15 protein-coding genes and 2 pseudogenes are annotated in these 20,173 nt (G+C 40.5%); 12 read left to right on the top strand and 5 right to left on the bottom strand.

Going from position 1 to position 20,173, the window contains the following annotated elements; all coding sequences use genetic code 11:
- Positions 1 to 85: 85 nt before the first annotated feature.
- Positions 86 to 384 (bottom strand): annotated as a pseudogene (locus ACSQ8P_RS36455) (IS3 family transposase); the annotation flags it as partial.
- 7 nt (positions 385 to 391) lie between these two features.
- Between ACSQ8P_RS36455 and ACSQ8P_RS36450 the strand changes: the two are divergent.
- Positions 392 to 541: a hypothetical protein gene (locus ACSQ8P_RS36450; RefSeq protein WP_436239863.1), complete on the top strand. Its 150-nt coding sequence runs from the start codon at positions 392 to 394 to the stop codon at positions 539 to 541.
- A 36-nt stretch (positions 542 to 577) separates the two neighbouring features.
- Here the strand turns inward: ACSQ8P_RS36450 and ACSQ8P_RS36445 are convergent, their stop codons facing one another.
- Positions 578 to 694, bottom strand: a complete 117-nt coding sequence (locus ACSQ8P_RS36445; protein WP_436240004.1) for an IS3 family transposase — start codon at positions 692 to 694, stop codon at positions 578 to 580.
- A gap of 711 nt (positions 695 to 1,405) precedes the next feature.
- Between ACSQ8P_RS36445 and ACSQ8P_RS36440 the strand changes: the two genes are divergently transcribed.
- Positions 1,406 to 2,521 carry a GGDEF domain-containing protein gene (locus ACSQ8P_RS36440; RefSeq protein ID WP_436239862.1) on the top strand — a complete coding sequence of 372 codons (1,116 nt, stop codon included), beginning with the start codon at positions 1,406 to 1,408 and terminating at the stop codon, positions 2,519 to 2,521.
- Positions 2,522 to 3,184: 663 nt separating this feature from the next.
- Here ACSQ8P_RS36440 and ACSQ8P_RS36435 read toward each other — a convergent pair.
- The gene (locus ACSQ8P_RS36435) at positions 3,185 to 3,472 is read right to left on the bottom strand and encodes a hypothetical protein (protein WP_436239861.1); all 288 of its coding nucleotides are present in this window, start codon (positions 3,470 to 3,472) and stop codon (positions 3,185 to 3,187) included.
- Between the two features lie 358 nt (positions 3,473 to 3,830).
- On the opposite strand from ACSQ8P_RS36435, the gene ACSQ8P_RS36430 reads away from it, so the two are divergent.
- Positions 3,831 to 3,974: a hypothetical protein gene (locus ACSQ8P_RS36430; RefSeq protein WP_436239860.1), complete on the top strand. Its 144-nt coding sequence runs from the start codon at positions 3,831 to 3,833 to the stop codon at positions 3,972 to 3,974.
- 414 nt (positions 3,975 to 4,388) lie between these two features.
- Here ACSQ8P_RS36430 and ACSQ8P_RS36425 read toward each other — a convergent pair whose 3' ends face one another.
- Positions 4,389 to 4,832 (bottom strand): hypothetical protein, encoded by a 444-nt coding sequence (locus tag ACSQ8P_RS36425; RefSeq protein ID WP_436239859.1) that lies wholly within the window; start codon positions 4,830 to 4,832, stop codon positions 4,389 to 4,391.
- 388 nt (positions 4,833 to 5,220) lie between these two features.
- Between ACSQ8P_RS36425 and ACSQ8P_RS36420 the strand changes: the two genes are divergently transcribed.
- From ACSQ8P_RS36420 to ACSQ8P_RS36390, 7 genes and pseudogenes are all read left to right on the top strand, one after another.
- Positions 5,221 to 5,817 carry a hypothetical protein gene (locus tag ACSQ8P_RS36420; protein ID WP_436239858.1) on the top strand — a complete coding sequence of 199 codons (597 nt, stop codon included), beginning with the start codon at positions 5,221 to 5,223 and terminating at the stop codon, positions 5,815 to 5,817.
- On the top strand, positions 5,814 to 7,466 hold the full coding sequence (locus tag ACSQ8P_RS36415) for a hypothetical protein (RefSeq protein WP_436239857.1): 1,653 nt from the start codon (positions 5,814 to 5,816) through the stop codon (positions 7,464 to 7,466). Before ACSQ8P_RS36420 ends, ACSQ8P_RS36415 begins: the two co-directional genes overlap by 4 nt.
- Before the next feature lie 428 nt (positions 7,467 to 7,894).
- A pseudogene (locus tag ACSQ8P_RS36410) lies at positions 7,895 to 8,102 on the top strand (type I restriction-modification enzyme R subunit C-terminal domain-containing protein); the annotation flags it as partial.
- 484 nt (positions 8,103 to 8,586) lie between these two features.
- Positions 8,587 to 13,146, top strand: a complete 4,560-nt coding sequence (locus ACSQ8P_RS36405; RefSeq protein ID WP_436239856.1) for an Ig-like domain-containing protein — start codon at positions 8,587 to 8,589, stop codon at positions 13,144 to 13,146.
- A gap of 545 nt (positions 13,147 to 13,691) precedes the next feature.
- A complete protein-coding gene (locus ACSQ8P_RS36400; RefSeq protein WP_436239855.1) occupies positions 13,692 to 13,994 on the top strand; it encodes a hypothetical protein in 303 nt (100 codons plus the stop codon).
- Positions 13,995 to 14,227: 233 nt separating this feature from the next.
- The gene (locus ACSQ8P_RS36395; RefSeq protein WP_436239854.1) at positions 14,228 to 16,045 is read left to right on the top strand and encodes a copper amine oxidase N-terminal domain-containing protein; all 1,818 of its coding nucleotides are present in this window, start codon (positions 14,228 to 14,230) and stop codon (positions 16,043 to 16,045) included.
- Positions 16,046 to 16,578: 533 nt separating this feature from the next.
- The gene (locus ACSQ8P_RS36390) at positions 16,579 to 16,797 is read left to right on the top strand and encodes a winged helix-turn-helix domain-containing protein (protein WP_436240003.1); all 219 of its coding nucleotides are present in this window, start codon (positions 16,579 to 16,581) and stop codon (positions 16,795 to 16,797) included.
- Positions 16,798 to 16,889: 92 nt separating this feature from the next.
- Here ACSQ8P_RS36390 and ACSQ8P_RS36385 read toward each other — a convergent pair whose 3' ends face one another.
- On the bottom strand, positions 16,890 to 17,429 hold the full coding sequence (locus tag ACSQ8P_RS36385; RefSeq protein ID WP_436239853.1) for an NAD(P)H-dependent oxidoreductase: 540 nt from the start codon (positions 17,427 to 17,429) through the stop codon (positions 16,890 to 16,892).
- Positions 17,430 to 18,611: 1,182 nt separating this feature from the next.
- On the opposite strand from ACSQ8P_RS36385, the gene ACSQ8P_RS36380 reads away from it, so the two are divergent.
- A complete protein-coding gene (locus tag ACSQ8P_RS36380; protein ID WP_436239852.1) occupies positions 18,612 to 18,860 on the top strand; it encodes a hypothetical protein in 249 nt (82 codons plus the stop codon).
- A 4-nt stretch (positions 18,861 to 18,864) separates the two neighbouring features.
- A complete protein-coding gene (locus ACSQ8P_RS36375) occupies positions 18,865 to 19,863 on the top strand; it encodes a hypothetical protein (RefSeq protein WP_436239851.1) in 999 nt (332 codons plus the stop codon).
- The last annotated feature ends 310 nt before the right edge of the window (positions 19,864 to 20,173 follow it).

Below are 20,173 nucleotides of genomic sequence, written 5' to 3'. Positions count from 1 at the left end.
GTTTATCTACCTATTCCGACATTTATTGACAAGGTTATATTGCAACCACTTTGTATCTGAGTCAATAGAGTGGACACAAAGAGAGCTAAGAAATCAGTTTCTGATGCTTGTAAAACTGCGATTCAAACTTGTCTGGAGACAAATAGCCGAGTTTGCTGTGCGTACGCTTCCGGTTGTAGAAAAACTCAATGTACCAGTAGATTCGTTGGTGTGCTTCTTGGCGGCTTTGAAATTTATATCTGTACACTAATTCTCGCTGAGAATGCTATGAAAAGCCTCTATACATGCGTTATCGTAGCAGTTGCCTTTACGGCTCATACTACGGATCATATGGTATTCTTTCAGCAGTTTACGGTATTCATTAGACGCATACTGCGAACCCCGGCCTGGTATGCTTGGTTTATGGCGTCTAGCGTTCCACGGTCATGCGATTGCCAAGCTGCCAGCCTACAATTTTGCGGCAAACAAGTCAAGAGCGCTTGCTAAATATAGGTTTATGCTGATTCAGCCAATTAGGCGCAATCGGGTGGCTATGATTTGAATCTGTTGTTTGAACGTTGAATTTCACTACAGCTTGTTAACGTAAACCCTTCTCTTTCATGATGCGTCCAACCGTTTTGACAGCGACTTTGAAACCATTTTTTCTCAGTTCCTCTGTGATTTTCAGACTTCCGTAATTCCGATCCGAGTCGATGTAATCCTCCCCAGTGTTCCATAGTCAAATATGGCATTTTTATTGAGAGTATCTAGTCTCTTTTGTACCTCCACCAAAATCCTCTTATTGATGATCCCGTCTATATAAGTTGAGATAGATTGTGGTGCCCGTATCAGTTCCAATCGTGTATTTTTGGAATTACAGACCTTAATTTTTTACGCGTAGTCGAATTAAACTTAGGCTTGTTTCCGCAGACTTAATTAAGCTATCTTTCGGACTGCAGATACTGGTTTGAGTACTAGTTTCCACTATTGTGTGTGCTTGTGACCCGATAGTATCCAGGGGCACCTGCAAGAGAAATCAGGTTTCAGGAAGCTAAATTATGATGACCTGATTGTTGCGCAATTAGGAATGTTATAAGTAAAGGTAAATAGGTAGTCTTTTTTGTAAGATCGTATCAAGGAGGTATATGTCCTAGAACAACCGAAACTATAATGGATACGCATATAAAAAATGAAGGGGTTTAAGTTAGGTTTTCTGACATCCTATCATTTCACACAATTTGATACGATGATGATAAGTCGTCCATACCAGCAGTTTAGATTCAGTGAAGGAGCACTTGACGAATTACAACACTCCGGTGTCGCCGTTGTTGTATCATTTAAACTCGGAAAATTCAACGGCTAGCATTTGTCGATTACTATTCTGGGAATCAACTATTCATCATTCTGTTTACAAGGGTGAAGCACATTGACTGCAAAGTTCCAACATATACCCGATATCCACCAATTACACAGGAAGGTACTGAAAAAATATTGGGCTGTCATCCTGATCTCCATCGTCGCCGAAATTGTTGCACTTGTTATTAAGATGAACAATGAGCCTCATAGGCTTCATGAATACATCGTGAATACCATGATCGTTCCCACGTTGATTCAGTTGATTGTCATGGGAATAAACGAAATAGCGTATTCCTATAAGGTGGAAACACCATTGATCATCATTGTAAGCGGTACCTGTATTGCTGCTTCGTTAATCATTGCAAATAAGACGATCCATATTCAATACGTATTCTTGCTCTCTATGTTGGTTGCCCTGTTTTATAATAATATTAAGCAACTTACGATCGCATATGTCGTGAATATGGTGACATTCTCAGTTATTTATGCACTCTACTCCCAAGTCAGACAGAGTATATCGATTTATGAATTATTCGCTTTTATTTTTATTTTTCTTGGCATGGTCTATATCTTACGAGGTGTAATCCGTAGAGGGAAGGATATCCTGGATAATTTTACTCGAATGGCGAAGACCGAACAGGAGCTTCTCGTAAAGAATGCACTGATGGATCGAATGGTAAAGATTGATGCTCTAACAGACCTATATAATCATAAATCATTCCATGAGTATTTAGAGCAATTGATTGTTCAGAGTAATAACAACGGTATGCCTCTTCAATTGGCAGTAATAGACATCGACAATTTCAAAAGTGTAAATGATACCTTCGGTCATGCGATAGGTGACGTGATTCTCGTTCGTGTGGCAAACGCGTTAAAAGAATCCTTTTCACCCAATGAGATTTTAGCGAGATACGGCGGCGAAGAGTTTGCGGTGATTTTCCCAGGTTTAACGTTAATTGAAGCATTTCTCATGTTAGAGGAATTAAGGAAACGAATCTTGCAATTGCAGCATACGGAGATGGATGATCGTAAGGTATCAATAAGTACCGGAGTGGCGGAATACCAAAAGGGCAGCACGAGATCCCAATTATTCGCAGAGGTCGATTCTCTTTTATATGCAGCGAAGAGAAGTGGGAAAAACAGAACGCTAATGCCCGGTATGGGCGGATCGAGACTTGACTGTTAACATAATACTAAGGGAACTATTACTAGAAGGTTGTAGGTAAAGAAGTGATAGCATCAAAGAAAGATGCAAGTTTTTGTCAAACGACATGAGTAATTGGTACAACACACTTCCTGTCGGAAGTCCGTTCTGTATGAAAGATAAAGGTTGGGCGTTTGTGTCGCTATGTTGGTGATTTCAATAGGCGGTGGCTGGAAACGGGATTAAGTTCTTGTCATTTATGACATCAAGTTCACTACACCTGATTACGATTGTTATGGCGATCATAGTGTCGAGGGGCAAGAACTTATTATCATCTGTCCTTTCAGATTCCTGTTATTCGGTATCACTGTGGCGCTAAACAGAGCCGGCCACACAGCATCAGCTGATACCAAGAGTGTCGGTTCCTATTCCCTAGCGCAGGTTGGGGCCTCGATCGGTTCACTTGCAGGGCCTGTAGGTATCGTTGTTGGTGGATTAACGGGTGGGACGAACGGATACTTTGCTTCGAGTGGTGTAGTATATAGATTTAATTGTTGGTTCTCATTTTGAGCCATTAATATTAACTGATATAATAGGCTCAATATCCAATAATATTGCATGTATCCATGGATAAGAGATTTCTAACCTAATTAATTTTTTTGAGTTACCCTGTTTGTATCTGATTACTAGGTTAGATTTAGTTACCTAGAATAAATACATTTCTTCGTAACTTAAAATCAATCCATTGATTTTGATTCCGTTCGCAGTATCAAAACTAAAAGGTGTTTGGTCACCACACTTAAGTGTTAACTGGTCATGTTCGCATATCCCACATGTTAACATCATAGGGATTCCATGCAGATAATAGTTATCGTTGGACTTGGGAATCAGTGTGCTATCATTATAAAGATTAACGTTAGTAAATTGGTAAATTGCACCACAAATTGGATCGTTCATATCTAATTTACCATTAGGCCCAATCATTTCAACCATATAGTGTTCCTCCTTTTGTTGAGTAATATTGCTATCACCTTCGGCAAAAAAATGATAATAAAATCCGACGCACTCCGTGCTAACAATAAAAATTAAATATCAAATTTTATACCTTATTATATTAACTACTTTTTGAGAATACAATATACTCCATAATCGGTCACCTCGCAGGACAAACATTTAGTCCACTATCGGGTGATAGGCTGGTTGATCGCAATCCCGGTAGAAACGGGCAAAACTATACGATAAGATTGTCCAAACATCGAAGGGTATTGATAACCTTATCAAAAACAATACAATAATATACAAATTAAAATAAAGACGATATAATACTCAGAAAAAAAGGAGGTTAAATCATATGCCAGATAATCACCCAGATGACCCACAAGGAAATTGGGATTATGATTCACGTCCAGACCCCGAGGAATATTTCGAAAGAGACGGCGATCTCGACCAATTTGACAAAGATTATGATCAATGGGAAGAAGATCAGAGGAATTAAAATCAGCAATAAATCAAGAGGGTTCCTCCATGCCTCATGCAATCGAAAAGAGACCTAATGCAGGTCTCTTCTTGTTTTTTTGTGGAAAAACTTGAACTTAATTGATCTATAGCAAATTCAAAGCATAACGAATCCATTGTTAGTGAACATTTGGACTTGATTAATCTCCTCAAAATGGAACCTAATGTCTTAGTCGGTACGTACAAACTTACAACAACTGATAAAGTTAAACTATTAGACATCTTCAATTAAATACGACATATCAAATAAAAATAGGTTACTCTATGGGAGAATGAAGAATCACTTGTTCCAAAGCCACGAACACGGAGAACGAGTGATCTTTCAAACACCACGAGGCTAGCGCGATCGGCAACTTAAGCGGGAATACATAGTGGGAGTTTATTAGTACTGTCATTACTTATTGATGTGCATTCTGTTAATTACTTTCTCTGTTATTAACCTTTCCATTTCCTTCCGTTGTGAAGGGGATAAAGCTAAAAAAATAGGATGGTTTCTGTATGAACCATGTTCAATGAAATAAGCTTTAAGTGTTCGATAATCTAAACCTGCTACTTGCCCATTCTCTCTTTGGTATTGGAGAAGTCCAGCTTTCCGTTTTATATCCGCATCAGCTATTAGTTTATTTCTAATATTTTTTTGTTTCAAGTAGCTTGGAATCATGAAGATGAAATACGCTATTCCTAGCGGAACAATTACGATGATAATATAAAAAAGTACCTTCATTATAGATACCAACAATCCCCCTACTGCAAATAAAGCGATAAAAAATGCGCTAATCAAAGGGAAGAAGAAAACTGTCAATAAAATGATACCAATAATAGCAAGAAGAATAGGCATATTTTCTTATACCTCCATACGCTAATTTAGCGTCTTGTAGTAACAAAAGTTAACTAAAAATGTAAGAATGTCATGGAGTAAAATAACACTAATAAGTACTTAATTCAACAAAATTATTATGCGTGTGATTATCTGTTACACCGAATACACCAAAAGAGACTTGATGACGTCTATGAAAAGCGTCGTGATGCAGAAGAGGCGTATAATGAAAGAGCAATGAGCATTTACAAGGCTGTGGGATAGTATTACTAGCGAGAAAGGGGCGGAGTCCCATACTAGGTCAAAGTTCCTGTACTAGTCGACAGGTATGGGGCTTTTGTCGTATGATTCATACAACGAACTAGTATGCTTTTAATTAATTCTTAACTTAAGGAAAGGTGCTGCCACCATGACCCAAACGTACGATGATAGAATCGCAAATCTAGCGCTGACCGGTAAAATCGTTGAAGAGATTGACCTTGGACTTGCTGACTGTAATCGAACTTTACAAGACATTCGAGATGCGGATTTCAAGAAAATTATTACCGCAGCGAAGTTTTCTCCTTCACTAGCTGCAGCCATTTTGGCTGGAGGCTTCACCTCTAGGGCTGCAGCGACAGCCATGGGTGCATCACTTGCGAGCTTCGGGTTGGCAACAGGGGCAACGGGTTTGCTCGGTCTGATCGGATTGCCTTTATTGCCGATTGCTATAATAGGTATCCTGTACAAGAAAAAGAAAGAGAAAGAAAAAAGAGAGAAGATGGAGCGGGACCTACTACATGCCGAGAAGCTTGCTCTACAAAAGATAATCAAAAAGCAAGTGGAAGTGATTCAGGAGCTAAAAAAAGCGATGGAAGATCTGAATCGCATGCATACGGAGACAGCCTCAAATGCAGCTAAGACGAAAGAATACGCCAACAAGCTTGAAGATCGAGTGGAATATTTAGAACGCCTCATAAAGATGGTCAATATGGCTGGAGAAGCTTTCGGAGTAGGTGCAGCATGAGTGATTCAAATAAATTCCAGGAAGAACTGGACGTTCTTGCCTACAACGCTAGAGAGCTCGAAACCTTAAAAAAGCAGATCGCCGCCTCGGCTGCAAAGGCCGCCGATCTGCAGGCGGACCTGAAAGATTTTAACAGGAAAAGAAATATCGAGTGGGAACCCATTACGGATTCCAAACCAATGCATATCGCAATAAGCGAAGACCAGGTATGGGACAATCTCGTGAGCAGGGCGCGGTCTACTCAAGCTAAGCAAGCATGCTATTCGGATTTTTTGACGGATCTTGAAATTGCCAACTGCGTTCAAGCGGTTACGGACCTTCGAAAACAGTTCACTGATCAATATTCGACTAAAATGGTCGATGAGCTCCGCGATAACTTTCTGCAATCACTAATTGGCCCATTTGGACTGTCCCTGAACATGCTTCGAGCGTTTGACGGCGGTGCAATTCCAACGGTTCATAATGCGAATGAAGGGATCATTCCTAACGATGAAAGCGGCGACAAGCTGAGGGATTATCAAAGCAGCTACAACCGCCAAAATTATGCGCCACAAAAGGAAATGAACAAGCAAAGGAAAGAGAGGTTTCAAGATCCAGAGCCAATCAATGACGGGTACACAAACAAAGAATTGAACCGTGATGGACGTTCGCACATCGAGCATATTGTTTCAGCCCATGAATTGCACAGGGATGATTGGGCAAGGTTGTTTTTGAGCTCAGAAAAACGGAAAGAGCTAGTGAATAGCGCTGAGAATATCCTTTGGACCGACGGCAGCCTGAACCAGTCCAAAAGCGATGAGGATTTATTGAAATGGATGAATGTTCGATCGAAGAAGGACCCAACGAAGACAAACGCAGAGTATTTCGAGATCGATCAAGAGCGGGCAAAGGAAGCCTATAAAAAAGCTCATCGGATGAAAAATGTCGAGGTAGCCAGCGCTGTAGGGAAAGAAGTGTTGGTCCAATGCGGGAAAACCTCCTTGAAAATGGGATTTCGTAAGGCCCTCGGATATATTCTGTACGAGCTGGCCAAGGAGGTCTTCAATGAAACGAGAGCCGTGCTGCAAAAGAAGAAACAACAATCAATCAAGCTAAAAGACGAGCTAACGATTCGTTTTAAAGCCATCGTAACCCGTGTAGTTGGCAAATGGAAGGAAATCATTAAACAATTTATGGACGGCGCCATCGCCGGTTTCCTCTCAGAATTGCTCGTTTTCATCATCAATCAGTTCATAACGACAATGAAGCGACTTGTAAGAATTATAAAGGAAGGCTTTATGTCGCTTGTTCAGATGATCCGTTTCGTGCTTAATCCTCCAGAAGGCATGCTGCGAGAGGAAGTTTACCAGCAATGTCTGAAGATGGGAGTGACGATCCTTATTACTTCTGGCGGTATACTACTGGACGAACTGATTGAAAAGTTCCTACTCTCTAACACAGTAACTGCTCCGTTCGCGGCTTGGCTTTCCCCAGTAATTACAGGATTGCTAACGGGATTGGTATTGTCGCTGGTCATGTACGGACTCGATAAGCTTGATCTATTCGGTGCAAAGGAAAAGCGGATCGATCGCCAAATCTCTCAGAGGGTGATGGACGAGCTATGGCAGTTAGAGGCAGAGTTTCGACGGTTAATGGTCTATGATCAGTAAAAAAGAGCAGAAGGAATTAATAAAAATTAAAAAATCAATTGATGATTTTGCTTGCCGTTCTTTTTAAGTGATCCCTCAAAACAATTGAAAACGAAAATTGAGGGGAACTTTGCAGAAAATGTCGGGTGACAAGAACATTATCGCATTAATTGCCGCGTAAATCGCGGCTTTATTATTTTTTATGGGATCAAGTTCTTGTCAAAACCCAATGAAAAGAACCTGATCCCATTCCCGACGGATTCGGTTCAAGACATGCTAACGTGCAGCATTTAATGAATAAGATCGTTTCAGATGGCGTTGGAGCGATAACATCGATTTTCGTCGTTTGAATTGGAATTGGAGGATTGATTCCCTCCAGCAAGATTTTCACCGACACTGCTGCGGGATCTCAATTGAGAGATAGCTGAATCCAAGAATATCCAGTATCGGCTGTAAATGAGGCCTTCTCAGAGTTTCCGTCCACGGAACGTTTAAACGCTAATCAAAGCCGCTTCGTGAAACTGATTGTTGATTACGTTGTTAAGAACGGGATGCTGGAGAAAAAGGTTCTACAGGAAGAGCAGTTTAAATGCTCGGAGAATTATTGGGATTATTGATGTGATTAATGCCAATAGCGAGATTATAACAGGAGCTTAGGAACAAAAAATTTCCCTGACACATGAGTGTCGGGGAAATTTTTTGTTCACCTGAAACCAAAGACCTGTAGATGTAAGGTAGTCTGCAGGAATTATATGATTAAACAAAAGATGGAATAGAGATTAAGTCCTACAAATATAGGAGTTACAACCTAGATGTATAGCGTTATAATTGAGTGTATGGATAATTCTGGATAATTTTGGTTTATAAGTTTTTCACAAAAAAATAGCTTGATAAGAAAGTCATCTAATCAATCGAGTAGTGAGCAGCCTCATACCAAATGTTTAAATGCAAAAGGGGAATTGGAAATTTTTACAAAGAGTTTGGTTGAAGGATGTGCATGTGGATCACTAGAATTCATACAATTTGTATACCTCGACCATTCACGGTCAGTTTGATGACGCTCAGTGTTGCGGCGTACAGCATGAAAATCTGATTAAGGAATGACCAATTACTTTATTGTGAAAGCTGGGGTAAAGGACCTATGAAAAAAAAGGCACTAAACAGAGTAATATCAATCTTTCAATCTATTTTATTAGTAGTAAGCATGATGTCTGTTGCTCTTGTGTGGTCTACTCCTGCTAATGCAGCGACTAGAACCGAGTTAACTCAAGCATCGAGCGCGACGGAAGTGGATGGGGATAACAAGGTTGTGAGGTTTGGGCAGACGACGGCGATGGTGGCAGCGGTACCTGCTCCAACTGTTGAGATTGTTAATGATCCTGGTAATTTGCTTGCTTTTGTTCAATTCTCAAATTTTGTAGGTAGTTTTATCGGTCAGTCCTTTATTGCACCTAAGTCAGGTGTAATCGAAAGTATTTCGGTTTCAACAGCGATATTGAGTGATGTTGCCATATTGGAGATTCGTGCTGGAGAAGGCGAAGATGGGGAGTTATTACACAGTCAACCAGTTCCAGTATTTAACACTGGTTATAATGGCGATTCGCCTCCTAACGATTATAGATTTCCATTTGTTGAACTTCCAATTACTGAGGAAGTAAATGTAATTAACGGAAATCAATATACGTTCGTATTTAGAAACCATAATGATAGTATGGCTATTGTTGTGTCAACTCAAAGTACTTACGCGGATGGAAAAGTGTTTTGGGAATATGTGCATTCGTATCCTGATTTTGTTGGTAATGAAGAATATTGTAATGAATCCAATGTATGTGAAGAAGTTGATATGTATTTTAAGGTCGAAATTAGGGATGTAGCAACGCCATCACCAGCAGTCAACAGCGTAAGCGTAACGCCCGAAACGGCGAGCATCGTGCAAGGCGAAACGCAGCAGTTGACGGCGACAGTAGATGCAATCGGGGTTTCGGCGACCACTGTAACATGGACGAGCAGCGATTCGGACAATAAAGTCACGGTGGATAACGATGGATTGGTCAGTGTAGCGGCAGATGCAGCAACAGGAACCTACACGATCACAGCCACATCTACGTATGATGGCACAAAGACGGATACAGCGACGATCACGGTAACCGCAGCACCAGCAGTCAACAGCGTAAGCGTAACGCCCGAAACAGCGAGCATCGTGCAAGGCGAAACGCAGCAGTTGACGGCGACAGTAGATGCAGTCGGGGGTTCGGCGACCACTGTGACATGGACGAGCAGCGATTCGGACAATAAAGTCACGGTGGATAACGATGGATTGGTCAGTGTAGCGGCAGATGCAGCAACAGGAACCTACACGATCACAGCCACATCTACGTATGATGGCACAAAGACGGATACAGCGACGATCACGGTAACCGCTCCAGCACCGGCAGTCAACAGCGTAAGCGTAACGCCCGAAACAGCGAGCATCGTGCAAGGCGAAACGCAGCAGTTGACGGCGACAGTAGATGCGGTCGGGGGTTCGGCGACCACTGTGACATGGACGAGCAGCGATTCGGACAATAAAGTCACGGTGGATAACGATGGATTAGTCAGTGTAGCGGCAGACGCAGCAACAGGAACCTACACGATCACAGCCACATCTACGTATGATGGCACGAAGACGGATACAGCGACGATCACGGTAACCGCAGCACCAGCAGTCAACAGCGTAAGCGTAACGCCCGAAACAGCGAGCATCGTGCAAGGCGAAACGCAGCAGTTGACGGCGACAGTAGATGCGGTCGGGGGTTCGGCGACCACTGTGACATGGACGAGCAGCGATTCGGACAATAAAGTCACGGTGGATAACGATGGATTAGTCAGTGTAGCGGCAGACGCAGCAACAGGAACCTACACGATCACAGCCACATCTACGTATGATGGCACGAAGACGGATACAGCGACGATCACGGTAACCGCAGCACCAGCAATCAACAGCGTAAGCGTAACGCCCGAAACAGCGAGCATCGTGCAAGGCGAAACGCAGCAGTTGACGGCGACAGTAGATGCGGTCGGGGGTTCGGCGACCACTGTGACATGGACGAGCAGCGATTCGGACAATAAAGTCACGGTGGATAACGATGGATTAGTCAGTGTAGCGGCAGACGCAGCAACAGGAACCTACACGATCACAGCCACATCTACGTATGATGGCACGAAGACGGATACAGCGACGATCACGGTAACCGCAGCACCAGCAGTCAACAGCGTAAGCGTAACGCCCGAAACAGCGAGCATCGTGCAAGGCGAAACGCAGCAGTTGACGGCGACAGTAGATGCGGTCGGGGGTTCGGCGACCACTGTGACATGGACGAGCAGCGATTCGGACAATAAAGTCACGGTGGATAACGATGGATTAGTCAGTGTAGCGGCAGACGCAGCAACAGGAACCTACACGATCACAGCCACATCTACGTATGATGGCACGAAGACGGATACAGCGACGATCACGGTAACCGCAGCACCGACTTATTCGATTGCAGCAATAGTCAATCAAACAGCAACTGATTTGATTAAAGGTTACACATCAAGTGAACCCAAAATCATCACCATCACGAACATCGGTACAGGTAATTTGTTTAATCTAACGGCAGCGCTAAGTGGCACAAATGCTAACGATTTTGTGATCACGCTACCGGATTCGACGCTTAATAGCGGCGAAACGACAACCTTTTCGGTCAAAGCAAAAGATGGTTTATCAGAAGGCACGTATACTACAACGGTCACGGTATCGGCAACGAACATGACTAATGTGACGTTTTCGATGACGCAAGTGGTGAACTTGCTGAATGCTCCTGTGAATCCACAGAATCTAGTAGCCACTGGAGGAGATCGTCAAGTTACAATGAATTGGAGTTCGGTACCAGGAGCAACTTACTATAATGTTTATGTGTCAACGACTTCAGGTCAATTTAGTAATGAACCAGTTGCTGATACAGTAACCGACATTACTTATAATATTAAGAATCTAACTAATGGAACGACTTATTACTTTATCGTAAAAGCAGGGAATTTGAGTGGCTTGAGCGGACAATCGAATCAAGTTGACGCAACTCCTGTAATTGTTCCAGCGGTACCGACAAATGTTACAGCTGTTGCTGGCAATGGACAAGCAACTATTTCCTTTACACCTCCAGTGGATAATGGCGGTAGTGCTATCATACGCTATGAGGTGGCTGCTTCATTGGGAGATATCACAGTAACCGGTACTGCAAGCCCGATAACCATTACAGGCTTATCGAATGGAACGAGCTATACATTTACTGTGAAGGCTATTAATAGAGTGGGAAGCAGTGAACTATCTGCTGCTTCAAACGCTGTCATCCCAAGGTCGCCATCGAGCGGTAACGACGAAAACAGCAGTTCACCTACACAGCCTACAACTCCTAGTACGTCTGAAACAATGAGTACCAGAGTTGATGTGCTTGTTAACGGCAAGGTAGAGAATGCAGGAACGGCAACAACAACCAAGGTAAACGAACAAACTGTGACTACCATTGCTATTGACCAGAAAAAACTGGAGGATAAGCTCACAGCGGAAGGTCAGGGAGCAGTTGTTACGATTCCGATAAATGCCAAGTCAGATGTTGTCGTTGGTGAGCTGAACGGCCAGATGGTTAAAAGTATGGAAAGCAAGGATGCTGTTATCGAAATAAAAACCGATAGCGCTATGTACACTCTCCCCGCCAAACAAATCAATATCGATGCGGTGTCGGATCAGATCGGAAAAACAGTGGCGATTCAAGACATTACAATACACATCGAAATCGCCAAACCGACAACAGATACGGTGAAAGTCGTAGACAGTGCTGCAAGCAAGGGCGAATTTACAATCGTGGCTCCGCCATTGAATTTCACGGTAACTGGTACTTATGGCGATAAAACGATTGATGTGTCCAAGTTTAACACTTATGTCGAGCGTACTATCGCCATTCCCGATGGTGTAGATCCTAGCAAAATAACAACTGGTGTCGTTATAGATCCAGATGGGTCGGTTCGCCATGTACCGACGAAGGTTGTGCTTATTGATGGAAAGTATTATGCTAAAATCAACAACCTAACGAACAGTACGTACACCGTGGTATGGCACCCGATAGAGTTCAGTGATGTGGCAAATCACTGGGCGAAAGATGCGGTTAATGATATGGGCTCGAGGATGGTGATTAGTGGATTTGAAAATGGTCTTTTCAAACCGGAGCAAAACATCACTCGGGCTGAATTCGCCGCGATCATAGTACGTGGATTGGGGTTGAAGTTAGACAAGGAAACGACTCCGTTTAGAGATGTGAATCAAAACGCTTGGTATCATGATGCCATTCAAACAGCTTACTCGAATGGTTTAGTCAACGGATTTGAGGATGGCAGCTTCCGACCGGATGATAAAATTACAAGGGAACAGGCAATGGTGATGTTATTCAATGCGATGAGAATCACTCGACTTCAAGGAGCTAGTTCAAAGCAAACTAATAACCTCTTTCAAACTTTTGCTGACGCAGGAGCTGTGTCGGATTGGGCAAAAAGTGGAGTTGCAGATAGTGTGTTTACGGGTATCGTTTCGGGCAGAGGTAAAGGTCTTCTGTCACCGAAAGCATTAATAACCCGAGCAGAGGTTGCTAAGATGATGCAATTACTGTTACAAAAGTCTAATTTAATTTAAATAGTGTAAGGTTGTTCATTAACTTGATTAGAAAAGAGATGGTATCTTCGGATATCATCTCTTTTCTGTAATGTGATGATCAATATGGATTGAAGCAGTAATTCACAACATAGTTTAGAAAAATTCATTGCAGATAAATATAATGGATAGGAAAATTTACTAAGACTAATTACATATACAAGACAACGAAGAAACATAGAAGGAAGTTTTTATCAATAGAACGGGCTCTTCTTTTTTTATTAAAAGTTTTAATGACTTTTCAGGAGTGGAGAAGGGGGGGAATTGAAAGTGACCTTTTTCAAATTAATGAAAGGTGTCCTTCAAATTTTAAAAAAACGCTTCGTATGCTGTGCATAAAAGGATGTACAGTTAGAAAAATAGAAATATATACTTGTAGGATTAATTAAATTAGGAGGTGGTGAAAGGATGCATTCTCAAACTTCATTTAAAACCATTAAACGAATTCAGCAAAATGTTAGATATATTTCCAAACAATTAGATTCTGATAGACAAAAAGGAAAAAAACGTTTAATAAATTTAGCTCGATGGTGGGGAATTTACGAAAGGTATTAAACAAATTTGAAGAGAGTCCATTAATAGTTGAGCTACTTGATGAATTGGAGATTCTTAAAAAAAGAATTACATATCAGAAGAATCAAGCTGAATTGGTAAAAAAACATAGGAGAGTAAAACAACATGCTGCAAGGGAAAGGAATGTTCTCGAAAATATTAAGAAAGATCCCAAGAAACTAGCACATGCAAACGGGGAGAGTAATTTAGCAATTAAAACTGAAACTAAACGTATTTGGATCACGACTGTAAGCGGTGGTAGCTTCAGCTCTAAATGAGCGCTTCGGATTATTACAAAATGTGACCTGCATGATCGATAAAATGATTTTATGAGTTGAAGTTATCTGGAGAAAATAAGTGGCAAGTAAAATCGAGAAATATCCGTTGAGAGTATAAAAAATATTTGGAAGTGAATACAAATACAACTTTAAGACTGGAAGGGTAGGCGTCAAATTTGTTAAAACGGGTTTTTATAATTGTTAGTATCATTTTTCTTCTGTTCAATAGCAATGTGTTTGCTTCAGATAGTCAAGCCAGCATAAGAGTATTGGGAAAGGTCATTGAAGTAAATGGAACGATATTATCTTTAGAAGTACCTCCAGCTAATTTAAATGGTACAATACTTGTTCCAGTCAGACCTATTTTTAATGCACTTGGGCTAAATCTAGAGTGGGATTCAATTAATAAAACTATTACTGGTATGAAAAAAAATAAAGAAATTAAATTACAAGTGGATAACACACAGGCGATGGTTGATGGTAAACCAGTAATTCTTGATATTCCGCCAAAAATAATTAACGGAAATACAATGGTCCCATTACGGTTTCTTGGAGAAAGTTCTGGTGCTAATGTTGAGTATACATATTATCCTCATCCTAACAGCACAAGAACAATAACAGATGACGAGAAGACGTTAAGATCCACTTATAACGATGCACTATATACATATAACGTTGAAAAAGAGAACTTTGAGCAGGTTATGAAAGAGTATAATACTACCGTTAATAATTCTTCTACGAACAACCCACAAGAAGATATACCTAATTATTATATAATTGGGGATGTAATATCTAGAGATCCATTCATCGTATTTGGTGTCACAGGCAGCCAAAACGCTCCTTTAAACGATCCGGGCTTTATAACAACAGCATCTAATATTTTAATTACAAATCCAGATAGTAGTAAAATTATGTATAACAAGTATGTACAGGGTATTCACTATTACAAATATACAACTACCACCGTAAGCCGAGCTGGATTTACCGTTCCCTTGTACGTATTCGGAGATGTTCCAGATTCCATAAAACAAGAGAGGGGAATTGCAGAAGTAGAAAAACAAGAAAAATTAGATAACGCATTATCAATTGCAGATGAAGCTGAGAAACGTTATAGTTCTGCAAATGAAAGTTTATACAGTGCTAGAACGAATTTAGAGAGATATATGACAGAAAATTATGAATCGAAAATAAAGGAAAATCCAAAAAGTATCGAGTTATATGTTGATTACCAGTCGGCAGTTTGGGAGATTGGTAGAATTTTGAGTTTACCAATACGTTCACAGATAGATGATTTGTTCAAAAGAACAATTGAAGTAGCTAAGTCTACAAACAGCAGGCAAGATCTGATCACTGCTGGCACCAATTTATTGAATCTGGTTGATACATATAACACTCAAAGCATGGATTGGCGAGTTGAATACTACAAAAATGTCGCAGAAATTGATCCATACATATTATTAAATCATATTGAATCTGATAATCAAAAATATTACGCTGCAGTTGCCTTATTAAAACTACAATTAAAGGACAAGGCTGCACATCTTGCAAAAGAGATAATGAATGGAAATGATAAAGATTTAGCTAATAAAGCTAGTTCATTATTAACTGAAATTGATGGCCCCGTAGAACTTGTTTCCTCAATATGGGAATTGACGGAGATAGAGTCTGGGTATCGCGCTTTTCGTGGCGAACTTGATTTAACCTTGACATTTAACAAACCAATAACTTTTCCCGAGGAAATAGATATTTGGCGATTAAACAAAGATCGATCCAAGGAGATTGACGTAGTAAGTAAGATAATGAACCAAACTGATCAAATTGCTAGATTAAATAATATATGGACTGAGGCTCAAGTTTCAACTGCAGATGACACTAAATTTTCAAGTTTTAATGAAGTCTATTCTAGTGGTGTAAAGTCCGATTCTTGGAAAATAAAATTCAATTTAGACCTTGATTACTTACTTCGTGAAACCGATCGGATAGGTGTTAATATCATGGATGAAACAAATGGAATTAAAATTTTCGTTGCAGAACCAACCTATAAGAAATAAGGAAATATACCATCACTTACGGGAACGATAAAGTTTAATTAAAGTGAAGATCCAAATTTAGAAATGGCTGCTGCAAATTATGAGCGGCTTTTTCTTTTTCTTGTAAAGATGGAAGTAACTGTACTCCCTTAGCTCTTTGACACATGTCGAAAGGAGAGATTTGGATAATAGTCTAAAAAGCCAAACCGCGATAATATCCTGCGGATTATTGAAGCGCAGGAAAGTGAGAGGGGGGCGAGTATGCTTCAATCGATCGATTCCAGATCCGCCCCTTTATCCTCGTGCAGAAGCGAGTGCAAGAAGTTGCCAATCTCAGCTGCTCTAAATGCAATCGTGGGGCTGGTCATCCGCGAAGGTAGCATATAATGATTCGACTTGCTGCTAAGAGACCTGAAGTCGCAACTTATTGGTAATACGAAAGAAACAAGGGAATACAAGAAGATTATCGAACTAGATCCCACGAGAATGTTTGTTGGATTATTCATACAAGAACCGTTTCAACTTAAAAAACACTCAATAGGGCGGAGGGTTCCATTAAACTAACATTTTTATCGGCAGCCGAGAAAATTATGACCGAAGAGGGGAAACCTCTGACCGCCAAGGAACTTTGGAAGGCAGTGTATGACCGGTCTCTTCAAAGCCAGGGGGAAACACCGTGGAAAACGATTGAGTCACAGATCTATGTAAACATTCTCAATCAGCAAAACTCCCTGTTCACCAAAGTTGCTCGGGGCCAGTTCGCTTTGTGCTGAAGTCGTTTGGCGCCAGTCTCGCTAATTCGCCGATAGAAGCCCCTATATCTCGAATGCTTCAGGATAAAGGGGCTTGTTGGTCGCAATTCATATTAAGCTTGCAGCGCAAGATAAGAGTTTAATGCATATGCCACGTAGTCTTTCGCGGTTTGCTCAAGCTGTTCGTCGCTGATTTTCCTCACACCGTGGACGGTGTAAGGAGTCAGGTAACGAGTGCCGATGAGGTTGCTGGTTGCCTGGATAGGGCGCAGCAGCTCAACCATTGTGTACTTATTCATACCACTAGGGGAGTAACCTTCCTGAACGCCGGCTGTAGTGACAGCTACCAGTAGATCCTTGCCATGCAGCTTGTCGCTGGAGCTTCCGTAAGCCCAGCCATAGGCTAGGACAGCATCCTCCCATTTTTTGAGCAGAGACGGTGTGCTGTACCAATAGAACGGGAATTGTAGAACGATACGGTCATGCTGCTCCAGGAGTTGTTGCTCAGCTGCCACATCGATTTGTTCATTAGGGTAAGCCTCATAGACACGGTGAACGGTGACATTTTCTTGCTTCTCTATCTCTTCAGCCATATGGCGATTGATACGGGAAGAAGCGAGGTCAGGGTGAAAAACAAGAACTAATGTTTTCATGATAGAATCTCTCCTTTAAACGATATTTATTTGTTTGTACATACAAATATTGTAAAAAATACGGGCTTATACAACAACAAAATGCTTGAGAACTCGGCGTAACATTGACCTCCGAACAATTGTAACATATAAACTCGAACTAATCTTCGTTAGTTCGAGTTTATGGTTATATAGAAGTTCGTATTAAATGATATAACTGTTGTTGATGGTGGAAGTATAACGACAGGATAATCCCGCTTTAGAATCTTGATAGTATTCAAGGTTCTTTTCATTTGTATGGATTTTCTTGTCGTTTTTTTATGGACGTGAAAATCCCATTTTACTGTTAACAAATCAATAACTTTTCCCGAGGAAATAGATATTTGGCGATTAAACAAAGATCGATCCAAGGAGATTGACGTGGTAAGTAAGATAATGAACCAAACTGATCAAATTGCTAGATTAAATAAAATATGGACTGAGGCTCAAGTGATGACAAGGTGGGGCTGTTTGACGCTTACGTATCAACGCCTGCACAGTTAATGGTGAAAGTATTGAATTAACATCTAAGAACATTGAAGGGATGAATCTTGATTGTATTGAGTCGATTCAAGTCTACACTTCTGCTAATGAAGAATCTAGACACAAGATTACTTTGACAATAGACAATCTTTTTGAATACTATGCTGAGTCTGGGATCGTTGATACTCCTGAAGCGAGAGTTGAATTCATTAAGGTTTATAAAGAGTTAATTAAGCAAGGTGTAATTATACATAATGACGGCTTAATTGTTACACATTTATAAATGTATTTTCCAGATCATCAGGTTATGGAGCATTGTAATAATTCCCTCGGGATTTATAGAAATTAACTTACCATACGTAGTCATCCGCTTCTTTTTCTTTTGGCTTCTTGTGTTCACTTGTATAGTGGTTCTGCTGCTTGATGTACCACTGCTTGATCCGCCATTATGATAGTGATTCTCCCCATATTTTAGTCCCCACTTGGCGTAATTTCGTCCAACATGTGTGTCCTCCTTTCTTCCTGGATGTGCGACGGCAATTGAGCTTGTTAAAAAAACGCCCTAACAATTATTAATAACTGCACGTGAAAGAAATGCAAATTAAATCTACTGTTATTTCTCTGTTTTAAGTATTGTTTTTATGATATTTTGGTAATATGCACAAGAAAACAGGAGGAGTTATGGAAGAAAAGAGCCAAAAAGTATCACTAATTGATGAAGCAATCACAAGATATTTCGAAAAAAAGAAAAAGAACGAACTAATAATTTTAGATACTATAGATCGCATAAACTCCAAGAAAGCGGCAGCCTTTGAAATGGCTGATGCGACCTATAGTACAATAATTGAAAAACGACAGAATGCAATCACACATATAAATGAGCAAGTTGATTTAATTTTCGAGAAACGGGAAAAGGAAAAAAATTGTTAGAAATATGCAAATAGAGGAAGCTTATGAGCGAATGCGTGTTTCAGAAATTAGGCTACGTGAAGAAATTAAAAAGCGTGTCGAACTTACTATAGAAATTGTTCAAGCGGCAAGTAAGAATACGCTGCAAAAAATTGAAACAGCAGCTCAATTAGCAATTGAACGTAACCAACTTTCTAATAACATTAATTTATTTGAGGAGATAGATCGAGCGATTGCTAGTATTGAATTGAAGAAACAAAAAGCTAAAGAAGAAGCTGAACGACTTACAGAGATAGCAATCAATCGTATTCGAGCAAAAGAGATTCAAGTTCAAAAAGATGCTCGCGAAGAAGCATTACTTCTTACCAAGCGTATACGTGAACATCCTTTTGAGACGGATACTTATTATTATGAACCTAGTATTATCGAAGCGTTCGGATCCTTTATCGGAAACTTACTGGCTAGTATCATTAAAGTCCCATTCGAATATATAGAAAGAATAACTGGAGTTAAACCGATAGGTGACGTTGGTAGGTTGTTGGCAAATGTAACGAAAGGATCCATAGATACTGCAGCAATTGCTATTGACGGTTCAATAGGTATTATTTCTGGCGTTATTACGGGTGATGATGAGCAAATTAATCGTGGAGAGACGCAAGTTGTAAAAGCCGGAAGGAGAGTATTAAGAGGAACGGTAATGAGCATATCAAATACCGGTAAGAGTGTTAGAGATGTAGTAAGTGGAGATGTAGTAAGGGTAAAGAGAGGAGTGAAAAGTCTCGTGACAAAGACAGCTGCTGTATCCATTTCATTACTATTACCTGGAGCATTCGATCTAGATTTTGATATAGACAGCGACTTTGTAATCGATGAACAAGATCCAGGGATTCATCACGTTGAACCTCAAGATGTTCAAGGTTACACTAAGGCGGATGGCACTGAAGTGGAAGGATATCATCGTGGTGGTGAGACAGGCTACTTAAGAACCGATCCAGATGATGACCCTGATAATAACTTTTCATGATATACAATTAGCATAAGTAGCTTACAACCCCTTATATTAATATTAAACGACTATGGTCGTCCGTGGGATTTATTGTATAATTCTGTGTCATTACGGCATCCAGTACATGGAAAAGACAACGGCCTTTGGCCAGACTGGGTATTCTTCGGTAACAAACAAAATGGAAGCTAGGCTCATAAGATATGGGGCAGATGGAATATCAATCAATAAAATTTACTTCAAGAAAGAATCGTCTGTAAAGATATGTAATTTATCTTTGGGAAATGGAGCTAGCCTATTAGGCACTAGCTCCATTTTTCATTAAAACACT

Source organism: Paenibacillus sp. LjRoot153 (assembly GCF_964253085.1).
Lineage (GTDB): Bacteria > Bacillota > Bacilli > Paenibacillales > NBRC-103111 > Paenibacillus_E.
The sequence above is the reverse complement of the archived record's forward strand: the minus strand, read 5'-3'. Positions and strand labels throughout refer to the sequence as shown.